Here is a 16,551-nt window from a genome sequence, read left to right as displayed (position 1 = left end):
TGAGTTCTGGCGCCGAAAAAAAACTGGCCTTGGACATCATTAGACACAAGGGCAGCGTGAAAAAACGAGCACGGTTGATCCGGCCTTATTCGCTCGCGGGAGGTGTCGTTTCTGACGCAGGAGTGGCCTCTGGTTCAGCCGTTGAAACCAGCGCGCCATCATCCCAATCGCCAGAGGCGACTTCGCCAGATGCATAGGTGATTGTGCCGCGGCCTTGGCGTTTGCCTGCCACGAATAAGCCGTCGTAGATGTCACCATTGGCATAGGTTGCCTTGCCCTTGCCATTGATTTCGCCCTCAGACCATGCGCCCACATAGGTGTACCCTGATGGCATGACCAATGTGCCCATGCCGTCGCGTTTGCCGGCCTTGAAATCACCGTCATATGTCGTGCCGTCCGCGTAGGTGGCTTTGCCTTTTCCGATACGTTCGCCGTTGACCCAATCGCCATCGTACACAAACCCATCGGTGTAAGTCATTTTGCCTTTGCCGTGGTTCTGCGCGTTCTTAAACATGCCTTCATAGATCAGCCCATTGGCGTATTCGGCGCGTCCCATGCCTTCGATCACGCCATATTGCCATGCGCCGTCATAGGTTGTGCCGCCAGGGTAGGTGATCTTACCATTGCCATGCGCCAGATCGTCCAAGAAATCGCCGACAAAAATTGATCCATCGGGGTAGGTGACTTGGCCCGTGCCTTCAATGCGCCCTTGAGCCCATGCGCCAGTGTAAACATAACCGTCTGTGCCTGAGAACGTGCCTGTGCCGTCGCGTTTGTCGTCGTCAAAGTCACCAACGTAGACATCGCCATTTGCATAGGTGACTTGGCCTTGGCCTTGGCGTTTTCCTTCGACAAGTGTGCCCTCATAGACGTCGCCATTGGGCTGAGAAATCGTGCCTTCGCCGTTGCACTGCCCCGCGACCCATTGGCAATCAAGCGTCAGGCCGTCTGCCAATGTGAGCACGCCTTGACCATCGCGCGCGTCGCCCGCCAGTTGACCGACATATTTCGCGCCCTCAGGATAGGTGATCGTGCCTTGGCCCTCTTTGACACCGTTCACCCACGATCCTTCGTAGACATAACCCGTGGGGCTTTCCATGCGCCCTTGGCCGTGGTGGTTGTTGGACAAAAAGCTGCCTTCATATGTGATGCCGCTGGCATAACGGGCCGCGCCCGAGCCGGTGATCACACCGTTTTCCCAGTCGCCTTCGTAGGTGCCGCCATCGGCGTAGGTGATTTTGCCAAAGCCGTGTTGCTTGCCTTTTTCAAAGCCGCCCTCATAGACGGATCCATCGGGATAGCGCGCCACGCCTTGGCCTTTGATTTCACCCATGACCCAATCGCCAGTGTATTCAAAACCGTTCGGCAAGCGGTAGCTGCCGGTGCCATCTTGTTGGCCGTCTTTGAACGTGCCTTCGTAGATGCCACCCTCGTCATATTGGCGGGTTTGCACTTTGCCATCTTGCGCCAAAAGTGTGGTCGGGGCCGCGAGGACTGCCGTGAGGCTCAACAAGGCGAGTCTAAGTCGTATTTTGGTCACTTTTGGTCTTTCCATTACGATCTGTGGCCATGCGCGGCCCAATGTTGTGCCCAACCTAGGCAGTCTCGTGCCGGTGAGCAAATGTTTTTGGCGTGATCGGCTTTCCCTTGCCGCTCATTCTGCTAAACCAGACGCAAGTTTTAAGAGGCCGTCGATATGACCGATAAATTCCGCCTGACACTGGCACAACTGAACCCGACAGTTGGCGCGATTGACGCCAATGCCGAGGCCGCGCGTTCGGCCTATGCCGAGGCCAAAGCTGCCGGCGCGGATATGATTGCGTTTCCTGAGATGTTTGTCACCGGCTATCAGACGCAAGACTTGATCATGAAACCCGCCTTTAGCAGCCATGCCATGCGCGCGATTGAGGCCTTGGCGCCTCTCACGCAAAACGGTCCTGCGCTTGGGATTGGCGGACCATATGCCTATGGTGACAAGCTTTACAACGGCTATTGGATTCTGGCCGATGGCAAAGTCCAGACGACTGTTCTGAAGCATCACCGTCCCAATGAGACCGTATTTGACGAAGTGCGCTTGTTCGAAAGTGGCGACGTGCATGGGCCGTATCGTGTCGGTCCGATCCGCATCGGCACGCCCATTTGCGAAGATGCATGGCACGCAGATGTGCCCGAAGCCTTGAGCGAAACAGGCGCAGAGATCCTTTTGGTGCCCAATGGGTCGCCGTACTACCGCAATAAATTCAATCGCCGTTTGGCGCATATGGTCGCGCGGGTGACAGAAACTGATCTGCCGCTGGTCTATCTGAACATGGTCGGTGGCCAAGATGATCAGGTGTTTGACGGTGGGTCTTTCGTCCTCAACCGTCACGGCAAAATCGCGCATCAATTGCCTGTATTTGATGAGCACTTGCGCCACGTCGATTTTGTCAAAACCGATGAAGGCTGGACCGCCGAGGAAGGCGAGATCACTCCGCATCCAGACGAGTGGGAACAAGATTACCGCACAACTGTGGAAGCCTTGCGCGATTACATGGGCAAAACGGGCTTCAAAAAGGTGCTTTTGGGCCTGTCTGGCGGCATTGATTCCGCGATTGTCGCCACGATCGCTGCCGATGCGCTTGGCCCCGAAAACGTGCGCTGTGTGATGTTGCCGTCTGAGTACACGTCACAAGGTTCGCTTGATGATGCCAAAGACATCGCCAATCGTTTGGGCTGTCATTATGATTTCGTGCCGATCAAAGCAGGGCGTGATGCAATCACTGATACGCTCGCGCCGTTGTTTGAAGGCTACGATGAGGACACCACCGAAGAAAACGTGCAATCGCGTTTGCGTGGGTTGTTGTTGATGGCGCTGTCTAACAAGTTTGGCGAAATGCTTTTGACGACGGGCAATAAATCCGAAGTGGCAGTGGGCTATTGTACCATCTATGGCGACATGAACGGTGGCTATAACCCCATCAAAGACATGTACAAAACCCGCGTGTTTGAACAATGCCGCTGGCGCAATGCCAACCACCGCCCGTGGATGGCTGCCCCCGCAGGCGAAGTGATCCCAGTGTCGATCATCGATAAGCCTCCGTCAGCCGAGCTGCGGCCCGACCAACGCGACGACGACAGCTTGCCACCCTATGAGATCTTGGATGCTATTCTTGAGGGGCTTGTGGATCATGAGCAAAGCGTGGCCGAATTGGTCGATGCTGGGTTTGAGCATGCGACTGTAAAGCGCGTCGAACACTTGCTCTACATCTCAGAATACAAACGCTTCCAATCTGCGCCAGGCACCCGCCTGACGCCGCGCGCGTTCTGGCTGGACCGCAGATATCCGATTGCCAACCGCTGGCGCGATCAGGGGTAGGAGACTTGCGGCACACGTCAGATTTGGTACGCTTTGTTCAGGAGGTGCTGCGTGGCTGAAAACAAAACGCAAGTGACCGTGGTCGATCCAGCAGATTATATTGATGCGGTGGAGCACCCGACCCGTAAGTCTGACGCGCAGGCGCTAGACGCATTGTTCCAAAAAATCACAGGATTTGCGCCCAAAATGTGGGGGCCGACCATCATTGGCTATGGGGCTTATGATTATTCCTATGACAGTGGTCGCACAGGGTCTTATTTGGCCACGGGGTTTTCGCCTCGCAAAACCAACTTGTCGATTTACATCATGCCTGGCTACGCAGATTTCAGCGATATTCTTGGAAGGCTCGGCAAACACAAAATCGGAAAATCCTGTCTTTACGTCAATAAATTGGCCGATATCGACATGGCGGTGCTTGAAGAGTTGATCCGCGCAGGTCTTGATGATTTGACCGAAAAATGGCCTGTGCGTTCAAGCTAGGCGCAGCGCACCACGCGGCGCTTTGCGGGTGAATTTGCCAAGACACATCTCGTCTGCCAAGCTGACAGCCTCTTTGTGCGTACTGTACTTTTTGAGAAAGTGAGATCTGACATGCCGTTTCCTGACTTTATCACTGCGTTTCCAAGTATTGATGTTCCGTTTTCCGAAGACGTTTTGACCACAGCCGTCGTGCGATCCGATGCCGGTTTGGTGGTGTTCTTTACCTTTTTGAAGGATATGGAACTGCCCAAACATTCACATGGCGCACAATGGGGGACCGTGGTTGAAGGCGAGATTATACTGACCATCGGTGGCGACACCAAAATCTATCGCGCCGGTGACAGCTATTCGATCTCTGCAGGCGTTGAGCACGGTGCCACGATCAAAGCCGGCACGCGCGCCATTGATGTTTTTGAAGAACCGGACAGGTATAAAATCAAAGACTAGTCTTGGCGCTGAAGCCAAAATATGCGGGCCTGCGCGCCCAAAATTGAACACCATGCAAGACGGGTCTTGCGCCCGTGGAACGTCTTAGTTACGACAGCGCCTTTCTGTCTTAGGAGCGTCCCATGGACTTGACTGTTGGTATTGATTTCGGAACCTCCAACTCTGCTGTGGGGCTGAATGTGAACGGTCAGCCATGGTTGGTCGAAGTCGAGGCGGGATCCAAAACTTTGCCGACAGCCGTCTTCTTTGATGCGCGCGGCAAAATGCACTTGGGATCGGCGGCCAACAAAGCTTTGATCGCGGGTGATGAAGGTCGCTACATGCGGGCGCTGAAATCGGTTTTGGGCACGCCTTTGCTGCGCGAAGAGCGCCTTATCGGTCCAAAACGTCAAAGTCTTTTGGATGTGATTGCGAAATTTTTGTCCGAGCTGCGCACGCGCACCGAAGATCAAATTCGTCAACCAATTTCAGGCGTTGTGTCTGGGCGTCCTGTGCGGTTTCATTCCAGCAATGATGCGGCCAACGATCAAGCGTTGATTGACTTGACCGAGGCTTACACGCGCGCTGGATTCAAACACATCGATTTTCTGCCAGAACCCGAAGCTGCGGCACTGGCTGCGCAAGATTTGGCCGCTGGTGAGATCGGCATGGTGGTGGATATCGGCGGTGGTACGTCTGACTTCACGGTGTTTCGCAAGGACGCTGGCAAAGCGGACATTCTGGCATCTTACGGCGTGCGTTTGGGCGGCACGCATTTGGATCGCGCGCTGTCACTAGATCACGTGATGCCGTTGTTTGGCGCGGGCACTGAAGTGCGACGTGCCTTGGCCGAGGGGCTTTTGCCGGTGCCGGCAACGCTGTTCAATGACTTGGCCACTTGGCAAACCATTCCGTTTTTGTACACCAAAGACACGTTGCGTTTGGTCAAAGACCTGCAACGACACGCTGTGGAGCCTGACAAAATCGACCGTCTGTTTGAAGTGATCGAGGCCGAGCTTGGCCATGATGTGGCCTTTGCCGTGGAAGCCGGCAAAATCGCGGCCAATATGGGCGGGCAGGGCGTTATTGAGCTGGGGTTGGTCGAAAAGGGCCTGACTGCTGCGCTGGATCAAGACGCGATGGACCTATCGCTCGCGCGTTATAAAGCTGATCTGTCAGAGGCTGTGCGCGAAACCTTGACGATGGCGGGGATTGCCCCCGATGCGATCGGCGCGGTTGTCTATGTGGGCGGCACCAGCTTGATGTCGATCGTGCCAAACGCGGTGAAAACCGTGTTGCCCAACGCGCGCGCCATTCAGTCTGAAGCCTTCACTGCGGTGGTTGATGGGTTGGCGATTGCCGCAGGGCAAAAGCAATACGCTTAGTAGTCCCACCATTTGTCGATCTTGGCGATGTCTGCGTCTGACCAGCCAAAGTGATGGGCCAATTCGTGCACGGTGACATGGGCGACCATTTGCTGGAGCGTTACATCCCCACGTAGACACCATTCGTCTAAAATCGGACGGCGAAACAACCAAATCGTGTCGGGGGCCGTCGCTTGATCCATAGTGGCTTTTTCGGGCATCGGAATGCCTGTGTAGAGCCCCGTTAGGGCAAAAGGATCCTCAAGGCCGATCTCTGCCATCAGGTCTTCAGGCACGAAATCCATCACAGTGACCCCAACGGAGGCAGCCAACACTTTATGCGCTGCAGGCAGGTCAGAAATCGTGGCGCGGGCAATCTGTTCGATCAAATCCAGATCGGGGGCGGTTGCATTCAGCAAGGTGTCTGACATTTTGGGCTCCAATGAGACAGGTTCTGGGCTCAGATATGGACTCTTTGCGCGCAATATGAAAGAGCAAGCGCAACAGGAGATCACCATGAACGTCACACGTTTTGCACCCAGCCCTACAGGCTATATCCACGTCGGCAACCTTCGCACGGCGCTTTTCAATTACTTGATCACACGTAAAGCTGGTGGTCAGTTCATTTTGCGTATCGACGACACGGATCCTGTGCGCTCGAAACAAGAATACATTGATGCGTTGAAAGAAGATCTGACATGGCTTGGGATCTCTTGGGATCGTACCGAACGCCAGTCTGATCGCCTAGACCGCTACACCGCTGCGATGGAAGAGTTGAAAGCCGCTGGGCGTTTGTACGAATGCTTTGAGACACCTGTTGAGCTTGATCTTAAACGCAAAAAGCAACTCAACATGGGCAAGCCGCCTGTGTATGATCGTGCGGGTTTGAAGCTGACGGATGCGGAAAAAGACGCGTTGCGCGCTGAGCGCGGCGATGGTCACTGGCGCTTTAAGCTTGATCTTGAGCGTGTTGAATGGACTGACGGCATCTTGGGCGACATTTCCATCGATTGTGGCTCTGTCTCTGATCCGGTTTTGGTTAAGGCCGATGGGCAGTTTTTGTACACGCCTGCTTCTGTTTGTGACGACATCGACTACGGCGTGACATACGTTGTGCGCGGGTCTGACCACGTGACAAACACTGCGACTCAGATTCAAATCATCAAGGCGCTGGGCGGCACTGTGCCTGAGTTCGCGCACCACTCTTTGCTGACTGGTCCACAAGGCGAAGCGCTTTCCAAACGTCTTGGCACCTTGTCTTTGCGCGATCTGCGTGCGCAAGGGATCGAGCCTATGGCGTTGATGTCTTTGATGGCGCGTACGGGCTCTTCGCAGCCTGTTGAAGTGCGCTCAGAGATGGCTGAACTGGTTGAGGGCTTTGACATTTCCACATTCGGCTCTGCGCCAACGAAATTCGACGTACAAGACCTGTTCCCGCTGACGGCACAAGTCAACTTGGCGCGTCCATTTGCTGATGTTGCTGATGATATTGCGGCGCTTGGCGTGCCTGCCGACAAAGCGGAACTGTTCTGGAACGTTGTGCGCGAAAACATCACCGTCAAAGCCGATATGGCGGGTTGGTGGGACTTGTTCCGCGATGGCGCGACGCCGCTTGTTGCCGATGAAGACAAAGAATTCGTGGCTGAGGCCTTCGCCATGCTGCCCGCCGCACCCTACACGGATGCGACGTGGAAAGAGTGGACGACAGCCGTGAAAGAGGCCACGGGCCGCAAAGGCAAAGGTCTGTTCATGCCGCTGCGCAAAGCCGTTACAGGGCTTGAACGCGGACCTGATATGTCCAACGTAATGCCGCTTTTGCAAAAAGCGCCTGCTTTGTAGGCGCGACGCCCATAAGTTGATTGAAACCCCGCCAAGTATTGCGCTTTGGCGGGGTTTCTTTTGGCTGGATGGCAGGCAGCGACATTGCCCCTCTTGCCGGAATCATTTCAGTCGCATAAAGCTTGTTCAACATCTTCGTTGGGAGAACGTGACACAGCAATGTAAGCACGTGCCGAAGGAGCAACCGCCCCGGTAAACTCTCAGGCAAATGGACCTTCGAAGATCACAACACTCTGGAGAGAGGCGCGTATGCGTCCGCCGAAGGGATAACGATCTCAGGCGCAAGGACAGAGGGGGCATCAGACAAAGGGTCGCTTTGTCGTGGTGCCGGCGTTTTTCCGGTTTTGATATCAGCGCATGTGAGCGCTTGGAGAGAGCAAAATGACGGATCTATCGCGCACAGCATTGTACGATTTTCACGTGGCAAATGGCGGAAAAATGGTGCCCTTCGCTGGTTATGAAATGCCAGTGCAATACCCGCTTGGCGTGATGAAGGAGCACCAACACACCCGCACCGCAGCTGGGCTTTTTGATGTGTCACACATGGGCCAAGTTGCTTTGACGTCATCCGAGGGTCTTGAGGCGGCAATGTTGGCGCTTGAAACCATCGTGCCTGTGTCCGTTGCTGGTTTGAAAGCTGAGCGTCAGCGCTACGGTATTTTCACCAATGATGCTGGTGGCATTTTGGACGATTTGATGATTGCCAACACTGGCGATCACTTGTTTTTGGTGGTGAATGCCGCGTGCAAAGCCCAAGACATCGCACATATGAAAGCGACCTTGCCGGATCATGTAACGGTGAGAGAAATCACCGATCGTGCCCTGTTGGCGCTCCAAGGTCCTGAAGCCGAAACAGCACTTGCACGGATCGTGCCACATGTGACCGACATGCGATTCATGGACAGTCACCGTGTGAATGTGGACGGCGTGGAATGGTGGATTTCGCGTTCAGGTTATACTGGCGAAGACGGATTTGAAATTTCCATCCCTGCAGAGATCGCGGCTGATGTCGCGGCTCAACTGGTGGCTATGGATGAAGTCGCCTTGATCGGCCTTGGCGCGCGTGACAGCCTGCGCCTTGAGGCTGGGCTTTGCCTTTACGGTCATGACATCAACGCAGAAACATCTCCTGTAGAGGGCAATATCGCTTGGGCCATTCAAGGCATTCGTCGCACTGGCGGCGCGCGCGCTGGTGGTTTTCCTGGCGCTGAGCGCATCTTGGCAGAGCTTGAGAACGGCGCGGACAAACTGCGCGTGGGCTTGTTGCCGCAAGGCCGTGCCCCAATGCGCGAAGGCACGCCACTGTTTGCGACCTCTGACAGCACGGATCAAATCGGCGCCATCACATCGGGTGGATTTGGTCCAACCGTGGGCGCGCCTATTGCAATGGGCTATGTTCCATCCGACTATTCGACTGACGGCACCGAAATTTTCGCAGAGTTGCGCGGCAAACGCTTGCCAGTGACCGTGGCGCCAATGCCGTTCCGTCCATCGACTTACAAACGCTAAAACACACAGATTACACAGCTGAGGAACAGACTTATGAAATTCACTGAAGAACACGAATGGCTCCGCGTTGAAGACGATTTGGTCGTCGTTGGCATCACTGAACACGCCGCAACACAGCTTGGCGATGTCGTGTTTATTGAACTGCCAGAAGAAGGCACAATGGTGACCAAAGACGAAGAGATCTGTGTGATCGAAAGTGTCAAAGCGGCCTCTGATATTCTGGCTCCGCTTGACGGCGAAATTGTCGAAGTGAACGGTCCACTTGTTGATGAACCAGCCAAGGTGAACGAAGACGCAATCGGCGATGCTTGGTTCTTCAAAATGAAGATTGAAGACCTGTCTGTGCTCGACGATTTCATGTCCGAAGCCGAATACAAAGCCTTTGTAGGCTAAACTGCACGAGGCCAAGGCGCGTGCGTTTTGGCCTCACTTCTCGCCTGCTTAATGCTGGTCATTTGCCCTAATGCCTGCCCGACACGAAGGAACGCCCTGTGGCCTATACTCCCTCAACATACAACGCCTATGATTTCGCCAATCGCCGCCATATCGGCCCGTCTCCCCAAGAAATGGAAGACATGCTTGATGTAATCGGCGCGCCGTCCTTGAATGCGTTGATCGACCAAACTGTGCCTATGGCCATTCGCCAACTTGAGCCACTGTCTTGGGGGCCAATGACAGAACACCAAGTTCTGGGTGCCATGCGTAAAGTTGCAGGCAAAAACAAGATCATGACGTCTTTGATCGGGCAAGGGTACTACGGCACGGCCACGCCTCCTGCGATCCAGCGCAATATCTTGGAAAATCCCGCTTGGTACACTGCTTACACACCCTACCAACCTGAGATCGCTCAGGGGCGTTTGGAAGCCTTGTTGAACTTCCAAACAATGGTGTCCGACATGACGGGTCTGCCCGTGGCCAATGCGTCTTTGCTGGATGAGGCGACAGCCTGTGCCGAAGCGATGACCATGGCGGAACGCGTGTCTCGCGCGAAGGTCAAAGGCTTTTTTATCGACGAAAATTGTCACCCGCAAAACATTGAGGTGATGAAAACGCGCGCGACACCTTTGGGGATCGAATTGATCATCGGCTCAGTTGATGATCTGGACGCCACGACGGTGTTTGGTGCGATTTTCCAATACCCAGGCACCTACGGCGATGTGCGTGATTTCACTGCTGAAATCGACGCGTTGCATGCCAACAAAGGCATCGCGATCATGGCGACCGATTTGATGGCGTTGACGATGCTCAAAGATCCGGGTGCCATGGGCGCAGATATCGCGGTTGGCTCTGCCCAGCGCTTTGGCGTGCCGATGGGCTTTGGTGGCCCACATGCTGCGTTCATGTCCTGTGCGGACAAAATCAAGCGCTCCATGCCTGGTCGCATTGTGGGTGTATCAATCGATTCCCGTGGCGAGCGCGCGTATCGTTTGTCGCTGCAAACCCGCGAGCAACACATCCGCCGCGAAAAAGCCACGTCGAATGTTTGTACTGCGCAAGCGTTGTTGGCCGTCATGGCATCTTTCTATGCGGTGTTCCACGGCCCTCAAGGCCTGCGTGCGATTGGCGAAATGATCCACTTCAACACCGTGCGTTTGGCCGAAGGACTCAGGGCGTCTGGCTTTAACATTGCGCCTGCAAACTTCTACGACACGTTCACTGTCGATGTTGGCGCGATGCAAGGCGTGATCTTGCGCTCTGCGGCGTCCGAAGGCATCAACCTGCGCGCCGTTGGGAAAGACAAAATCGGGATTTCTGTCGACGAAATGGTCGATGCTGAGATCATCGAAAAAGTTTGGCGCGCTTTTGGGCATGACGCCGTATCTGCAACGGATGCGACTGCTTTGGGCTTTAATGAGGCCCTTGTGCGCGAGAGCGAATACTTGACCCACCCGATCTTTGGCATGAACCGCGCCGAAGGCGAAATGATGCGCTACATGCGCCGTTTGGCAGACCGCGATCTTGCGCTGGACCGCGCGATGATCCCGCTTGGGTCTTGCACGATGAAGCTGAACGCCGCCGTAGAAATGATGCCTGTCACATGGCCTGAATTCAACACGATCCACCCGTTTGCGCCAGTGGATCAATCCTCTGGCTATAAGGAAATGATCGACGATCTATCCGCGAAACTGTGCGAAATCACTGGCTATGACGCCATGTCCATGCAGCCAAACTCTGGCGCGCAAGGCGAATACGCAGGTCTGCTGACGATCCAAGCCTATCACCGTGCCAACGGGCAGGGCGCACGGAACGTGTGTTTGATCCCAATGTCTGCGCATGGCACCAACCCAGCGTCTGCGCAAATGTGTGGGATGCAGGTTGTTGTGGTCAAAACGGCGGACAATGGCGATATCGATATCGACGATTTCCGCGCGAAAGCTGAACAGGCTGGCAGCAAACTGGCAGCATGTATGATCACCTATCCGTCTACACACGGCGTGTTCGAAGAAACTGTCAAAGAAGTTTGCGATATCACCCATGAGTTTGGCGGTCAGGTCTATCTTGATGGCGCCAACTTGAACGCAATGGTGGGCATTGCCAAGCCGGGTGAAATCGGATCCGACGTGAGCCACTTGAACCTGCACAAAACCTTTTGCATTCCCCACGGTGGTGGTGGTCCTGGTATGGGGCCAATTGGCGTCAAGAAACACCTTGAGCGGTTCTTGCCTGGGCATCCCGAAACCGGTGGCGAAACCGGCCCTGTGTCTGCGGCGCCTTATGGTTCTGCCTCCATTTTGCCGATCTCTTGGGCTTACTGCATGCTCATGGGCGGCGAAGGCCTGACCCAAGCGACCAAAGTTGCGATCTTGAATGCTAACTATTTGGCGTCACGGCTTGATGCGGCGTTCCCTGTTTTGTACCGCGGCAAAGACGGTCGCGTGGCGCATGAGTGCATCATCGATCCGCGCGCTTTTGATGAGAGCGTGCATGTGACCGTGGACGATATTGCCAAACGTTTGATGGATTCAGGTTTCCACGCGCCAACGATGTCTTGGCCTGTGGCTGGCACCTTGATGATCGAACCAACCGAGTCTGAAACCAAGGCCGAGTTGGACCGTTTTGTCGAAGCTATGCTGTCGATCCGTTCCGAGATCGCGCAAATCGAAAGTGGTGCTTTGCCGGTGGACAACAACCCACTGAAACACGCACCGCACACGGTGAACGATCTGGTTGCGGATTGGGATCGCCCATACAGCCGCGAGCAGGGCTGTTTCCCTCCAGGGTCCTTCCGTGTCGACAAATACTGGCCGCCGGTCGGTCGCGTTGACAACGTGCATGGTGATCGCAATTTGATCTGTTCCTGCCCGCCGCTTGAAAACTACGTCGAAGCTGCGGAATAAAATGAAAGGCCCTGATCTTCGGATCGGGGCCTTGAATATTTCAGCCTATGTTCTGATATATTCTATATGATGAATTTGAATAAGGATCGCCCCATGACCTACCCAGTGAAAATGGCTTGCTTGAAATGCGGTCAAGGCAATCGGGTGCCTGCTGAAAAACTGTCTGCTGGCCCAAAGTGCGGCACCTGTGGTGGCGTTCTGGTGACGGACAAGGTTGCTGAGCTGAACCCAACTTCTTTGGCCAAAGCGTCCAAGTTGGATGATATGCCGCTTTTGGTCGACTACTGGGCGCCTTGGTGTGGCCCTTGCCGGCAGATGGCCCCTGATTTTGCGAAGGCAGCAATTGCGCTCAAAGGGCGCGTACGCTTTGCGAAAATCAACACGCAAGACTTTCCAATTGTGTCACAAAAGAACAATATTCGCGGCATTCCCGCGCTCATATTGTATCAAAATGGCAAAGAAGTTGCACGATTGGCGGGGGCCCGTCCAGCACGTGACATCGTCGCTTTTGTTCAGAAGAACGTGAAAAAGCTGGCCTAATAGTCTTTCTCAAAGAACACGCCAAGGCTGGTGTCGCCATCTGGGGACATCGACCCTTTGAACGTGACGGTATCTGACGCGTCCAAATTGAGGTTGATGATCGACTTGCCTGCACTGTCGATGGTGACATCTGTGTAAACCTTATCGGACAAATATTTGCCGATGCGCAGGGCGGCCTCACCTTGTTCGGATGTGGTGAGATCCAAATCGTCGACGCCAATGCCATCGCGGATTGATCCAACGACGCCATCGCCGTTGCCCGTCAATGTCGCAATCGCCGCGACAAGCTGTGCCGCCTGAAAGGCTGAGATATCCGATAGGGCACGCCCAAATAGAAACTGCGCAAGGATTTCTTCTTGGGGCAAATCCGGTGATGAGGACAGGGCGAACTTCGGCGCGCTGATGCGTCCGGAGGTCGTCATGCTTATGTCCAGATCATCTGTACTTGTGACCGCCACAAGGGAAAAATTGGGGTCAAAGTCGCCCTGCAACACAAGTCGGCCCTGTTGCAGCTCAATACGTTTGCCAAGAATGCTCAGCCGGCCACGTATCAAGGAAAACTGCCCAACAGGCACGATGTCTTGCGTTGTGCCCGTCAGACGCACGGTTCCCCCAAGCTCAGCATCAAGGCCGCGTCCGCGGATAAAGACTTGGTTTGGGGCCGAAACAGAGACATCCAATGCGATGTCCCGTTGGCTTGTCTGTTTGCCTGCTTCGGCCAAAAGCCCCGCGCGGGCTCGGGTTTGGCGCACCAGTGAGGGTTCAGACTGATGTGTCACATCCAAGATGCCGCCGCCCGCACCAAGTGCGGCAGGTGCAACGCGAATGTCCGTACGGCCAAGCAAAAGCGCACCGCTCACGCGCGGCGTGCCCAACAGCGGCCCCGTGATGCCAAGGCTGCCGCCCACAGTTGTGGTGAACAGATCTGGGCCCGTGAACACAACGTTTTCCAGTGCAATATCAATGTTCGATTGAAAGCCTTGCGTTAAACCAACACGCCCTGTCGCTGTAAAGCGACCACCCGTGTCAGCCGTCGCATTGGCTTCAATTGCAGCGTTTGCATCCGCCAAATTGACACGGAACTGATCGAGCTTGAGCGACAGGCCGGTTGCAGAAACCACCGCACGCGCGTTTTCGCGGGTGGACAGCGTGCCCTTCAATGACGACAGCGCCAACGGCCCATCCAATTGCAGATCAAAGTCAGCGGTGCCTTGCAGCAGTGCACTTGTCGTAAGCGCGTTGACAAGCCCAAGTGGTGCGCTGCCACTGAGCGACAGGTTCGCGCGTTTGAACGTGTTGGCGATTGATCCAGAAACCTGCGCATTGGAACCGCCTGGGCCGGTCATCGTTGCGGAGGCCTGCCAAGGTTCATCCGCCGTGGTTCTTTTGACTTGCGCCTCGGTGGACAAAGGGCCCTGAATGCCCGCGTCTAGGCGACCAATGTCGTCCAAGCTGGCGGTGAACGTCAGATTTGAAGCCGCGCTTGTCAGGCGCCCAGATCCTTGGGCTTGGATTGCTGAGGTGCGCAGATCGAATTGGTTTAGGGTCAGCCCCGTTTCGTCGCGGACAGCAGATATGTCAAATTGACTTTGTCCGGCCAACAGCGCGTCTACTTTGGGGATGCCAATACTTGCGGATTGCGTCGTTCCCCGTAGTTCGGCGTCAAAGCTGCCACCCAAAGGCGTGAAGGTGCCGGTGGCTGTGCCTTGCATAGCACCGTTCATTGCAAGGCCCGTCAGTGGGGCAAACCTTGACAGTTGCGGTGTTTTCACAGAGGCTTTGCCTTTGAAAGCAAACCCGCTGTTCAGGCCTGACACGGTGCCTGTGGCTGTTACTTGTGTCCCTTCGGTATCGAGCTCAAAACCTCGAATTGTCAGGGGGGCGCCGTCGCGCCACAACACTTGTGTTTGCGCCGTTACGTCGGACCCAATGGCTGTGTTGAGCGCGCTATCTGCCAGTTGTATGCCGTTGGCAGCTATACTCACCCCTGCATTCACGGACCGCAACATCGCCAATCCTGATGCATCGCGTCGTCGCGAAATCGTTCCTGTGCCCGTCAAAGCAACGCTGTCTAGGGCAATGTCGTTTTGCCGGTAGTCATCGACGTTAATCGCGGCCGTCCATGTTTCGCCTGTGTTGGCATTGTACTTAGCTGTCACGGCTGCGCGGGTGATAAACCTTTTTTCGCCTGCGAGAGGCAGTAACAATGGGGTTCCGGACGCGTTGGAAATAAGGCCTGAAACGTCGAAAGCGGTCGGCAAGGCATTTGCGTCGATAGCAACCGATCCGCGCAGTGACATCGCGTCCGTTTTCAATGAAAATGCATCAAGCGAAAGCCGCCCGTCTGGGTGGGAAACCCCTTCGGCTCGCAAGGCTGAGGATGGACCAAAAAACTTGGCATAAGACGGATCGAACAGGGGGGTAACGTCCCCGTTAAGGTCGGCGAAAAACGCACGCGCTTTGGGCTGCTCAGATGGCGCAGAGGCGCTGTCGGGGGCATTGCTTTCTGCCTGACTTGGCTCTTCAACCAACGACAACCCTAGCTGGCCTGTCAAACGCGGTTGCCCTTCGGTTGTCAAAGCGATGTCGGCGCGGAAGGTGTCGAGCGGCCCTTCACCCTTGGCGGTCAAGGACAAATCTGGCGAGCCGGGAAGCCCAACCAAGGTCGATATGAAGCCGCCTTTGCCTTCGGTTAAGGACAGATCCAATGCAAGCTGAGTACTTGCGTTGCTATAGGACGAGAAAAACTGGAATGACCCCGATGGGCCAGTCAGGCGCTGGATGTCGAGCGTTGCCGATCCACTGCCTTCTGCTAAATCCGCGCGGCCCTCGAATGTGAGTTCTACGTCTTCGTCTACGCCGAGGAAATCTCTGCCAAGTGTGACGGAGCGTGCGGATATATCCCCAATTTCAATGCCAACAGGTAGATCTGGCAGGGCAAAAACCGTTGCCTCGGGCGTGACGTTGGATTGGCCCAAAGTGGGGCGTCGCAGCACCTCGATTGAGGCTGCTGAAAGGCTATTGATTTCAAGCTGACCTGAAAACAATGCCGTGCGTTTCCAGTCAAGTTCCGCATCTTTCAGCGAGAACCAAACGCCCGCGTCGTCCGAAATCGTCAGGCTGTCCAAAGTTGCCTTGGACGACAAAAGGCCTTTGAACCCTTCGATGCGAATGTCGCGCCCTGTGCTGGACAGGTTGTCTTCAAGGAACGCGACGATCAGCGAACGGTCACGCGCACTTTCGGCTTGCGTGTCTTGCGTTTGCGCCCATGCAACAACTGGTAAACAAGCTGCTACGATTATGCCAAACCGTTTTCTCAAAACGCTTGTCCAATCCCGACGTAAATTTGCACCCCGTCGCCAGTGGTGCCAGAGGTGGGCGTCGCGACGTCAAGACGAATGGGCCCAAACCCAGTTTCGTACCGCAATCCAAGGCCAGCACCAGAATGCCATGCCATCGTGTTATCAGGCAGTTCATTTTCTCCAACGGCGCCAATGTCTGCAAATCCTACCGCCATGATCTTTTTGCTGACACGCGCACGCAGTTCGGTTGAAAACCCTAGAAAGCTCGTGCCGCCAGCGCGCACGCCGCCACCCAGATCAACATTCAAAGATTGATAAGGTTGCCCGCGAACAGTTCCGCCGCCACCGGAATAAAACAGCAAATCTGCTGGGGTTTCGTCAATCGCGCTCGCGAGAAT

13 protein-coding genes and 1 riboswitch are annotated in these 16,551 nt (G+C 55.1%); of the genes, 9 read left to right on the top strand and 4 right to left on the bottom strand.

Annotated features, from left to right (window positions below):
* Positions 1–85: 85 nt before the first annotated feature.
* A complete protein-coding gene (locus ABF287_RS05125; RefSeq protein ID WP_347183997.1) occupies positions 86–1,531 on the bottom strand; it encodes a 2-isopropylmalate synthase in 1,446 nt (481 codons plus the stop codon).
* Between the two features lie 165 nt (positions 1,532–1,696).
* Between ABF287_RS05125 and ABF287_RS05120 the strand changes: the two genes are divergently transcribed.
* The 4 genes from ABF287_RS05120 (at position 1,697) to ABF287_RS05105 (ending at position 5,646) form a co-directional block, all read left to right on the top strand.
* Entirely contained in the window at positions 1,697–3,355 is a 1,659-nt protein-coding gene (locus tag ABF287_RS05120) for an NAD+ synthase (protein ID WP_347183939.1), read from the top strand.
* 51 nt (positions 3,356–3,406) lie between these two features.
* Complete coding sequence (locus ABF287_RS05115) at positions 3,407–3,835, top strand: DUF1801 domain-containing protein (protein ID WP_347183938.1); 429 nt, start codon at positions 3,407–3,409, stop codon at positions 3,833–3,835.
* A gap of 111 nt (positions 3,836–3,946) precedes the next feature.
* On the top strand, positions 3,947–4,282 hold the full coding sequence (locus ABF287_RS05110) for a cupin domain-containing protein (protein WP_347183937.1): 336 nt from the start codon (positions 3,947–3,949) through the stop codon (positions 4,280–4,282).
* Between the two features lie 122 nt (positions 4,283–4,404).
* Positions 4,405–5,646, top strand: coding sequence for an Hsp70 family protein (locus tag ABF287_RS05105; protein WP_347183936.1), 1,242 nt, complete (start codon positions 4,405–4,407; stop codon positions 5,644–5,646).
* Here the strand turns inward: ABF287_RS05105 and ABF287_RS05100 are convergent.
* Entirely contained in the window at positions 5,643–6,056 is a 414-nt protein-coding gene (locus ABF287_RS05100; protein WP_347183935.1) for a metallopeptidase family protein, read from the bottom strand. The genes ABF287_RS05105 and ABF287_RS05100 overlap by 4 nt on opposite strands.
* An 85-nt stretch (positions 6,057–6,141) precedes the next feature.
* On the opposite strand from ABF287_RS05100, the gene gltX reads away from it, so the two are divergent.
* From gltX to ABF287_RS05075, 5 genes are all read left to right on the top strand, one after another.
* Complete coding sequence (gene gltX, locus ABF287_RS05095; protein WP_347183934.1) at positions 6,142–7,464, top strand: glutamate--tRNA ligase; 1,323 nt, start codon at positions 6,142–6,144, stop codon at positions 7,462–7,464.
* Positions 7,465–7,593: 129 nt separating this feature from the next.
* Positions 7,594–7,690: riboswitch (glycine riboswitch) on the top strand.
* 155 nt (positions 7,691–7,845) lie between these two features.
* Positions 7,846–8,973 carry a glycine cleavage system aminomethyltransferase GcvT gene (gcvT, locus tag ABF287_RS05090; RefSeq protein ID WP_347183933.1) on the top strand — a complete coding sequence of 376 codons (1,128 nt, stop codon included), beginning with the start codon at positions 7,846–7,848 and terminating at the stop codon, positions 8,971–8,973.
* 33 nt (positions 8,974–9,006) lie between these two features.
* Complete coding sequence (gene gcvH, locus ABF287_RS05085) at positions 9,007–9,366, top strand: glycine cleavage system protein GcvH (protein ID WP_347183932.1); 360 nt, start codon at positions 9,007–9,009, stop codon at positions 9,364–9,366.
* A gap of 98 nt (positions 9,367–9,464) precedes the next feature.
* Positions 9,465–12,311, top strand: a complete 2,847-nt coding sequence (gcvP, locus tag ABF287_RS05080; protein ID WP_347183931.1) for an aminomethyl-transferring glycine dehydrogenase — start codon at positions 9,465–9,467, stop codon at positions 12,309–12,311.
* Positions 12,312–12,404: 93 nt separating this feature from the next.
* Positions 12,405–12,851, top strand: coding sequence for a thioredoxin domain-containing protein (locus ABF287_RS05075; protein WP_347183930.1), 447 nt, complete (start codon positions 12,405–12,407; stop codon positions 12,849–12,851).
* On the opposite strand, the gene ABF287_RS05070 is transcribed toward ABF287_RS05075, so the two are convergent.
* On the bottom strand, positions 12,848–16,171 hold the full coding sequence (locus ABF287_RS05070; RefSeq protein ID WP_347183929.1) for a translocation/assembly module TamB domain-containing protein: 3,324 nt from the start codon (positions 16,169–16,171) through the stop codon (positions 12,848–12,850). The genes ABF287_RS05075 and ABF287_RS05070 overlap by 4 nt on opposite strands.
* The coding region (locus ABF287_RS05065; RefSeq protein ID WP_347183928.1) for a BamA/TamA family outer membrane protein at positions 16,168–16,551 on the bottom strand (384 nt) is incomplete at its 5' end. The genes ABF287_RS05070 and ABF287_RS05065, both read right to left, overlap by 4 nt.

It is taken from the genome of Pacificibacter sp., assembly GCF_039769035.1.
GTDB lineage: Bacteria > Pseudomonadota > Alphaproteobacteria > Rhodobacterales > Rhodobacteraceae > Celeribacter.
The sequence above is the reverse complement of the archived record's forward strand: the minus strand, read 5'-3'. Positions and strand labels throughout refer to the sequence as shown.

What these genes read in the sequence shown, in the direction of transcription:
- ABF287_RS05120 (WP_347183939.1), top strand. Translation starts at nt 1,697, where the DNA reads ATGACCGATAAATTCCGCCTGACACTGGCACAACTGAACCCGACAGTT.
- ABF287_RS05110 (WP_347183937.1), top strand. Translation starts at nt 3,947, where the DNA reads ATGCCGTTTCCTGACTTTATCACTGCGTTTCCAAGTATTGATGTTCCG.
- ABF287_RS05105 (WP_347183936.1), top strand. Translation starts at nt 4,405, where the DNA reads ATGGACTTGACTGTTGGTATTGATTTCGGAACCTCCAACTCTGCTGTG.
- ABF287_RS05100 (WP_347183935.1), bottom strand. Translation starts at nt 6,056, where the DNA reads ATGTCAGACACCTTGCTGAATGCAACCGCCCCCGATCTGGATTTGATC.
- gltX (WP_347183934.1), top strand. Translation starts at nt 6,142, where the DNA reads ATGAACGTCACACGTTTTGCACCCAGCCCTACAGGCTATATCCACGTC.
- gcvT (WP_347183933.1), top strand. Translation starts at nt 7,846, where the DNA reads ATGACGGATCTATCGCGCACAGCATTGTACGATTTTCACGTGGCAAAT.
- gcvH (WP_347183932.1), top strand. Translation starts at nt 9,007, where the DNA reads ATGAAATTCACTGAAGAACACGAATGGCTCCGCGTTGAAGACGATTTG.
- ABF287_RS05075 (WP_347183930.1), top strand. Translation starts at nt 12,405, where the DNA reads ATGACCTACCCAGTGAAAATGGCTTGCTTGAAATGCGGTCAAGGCAAT.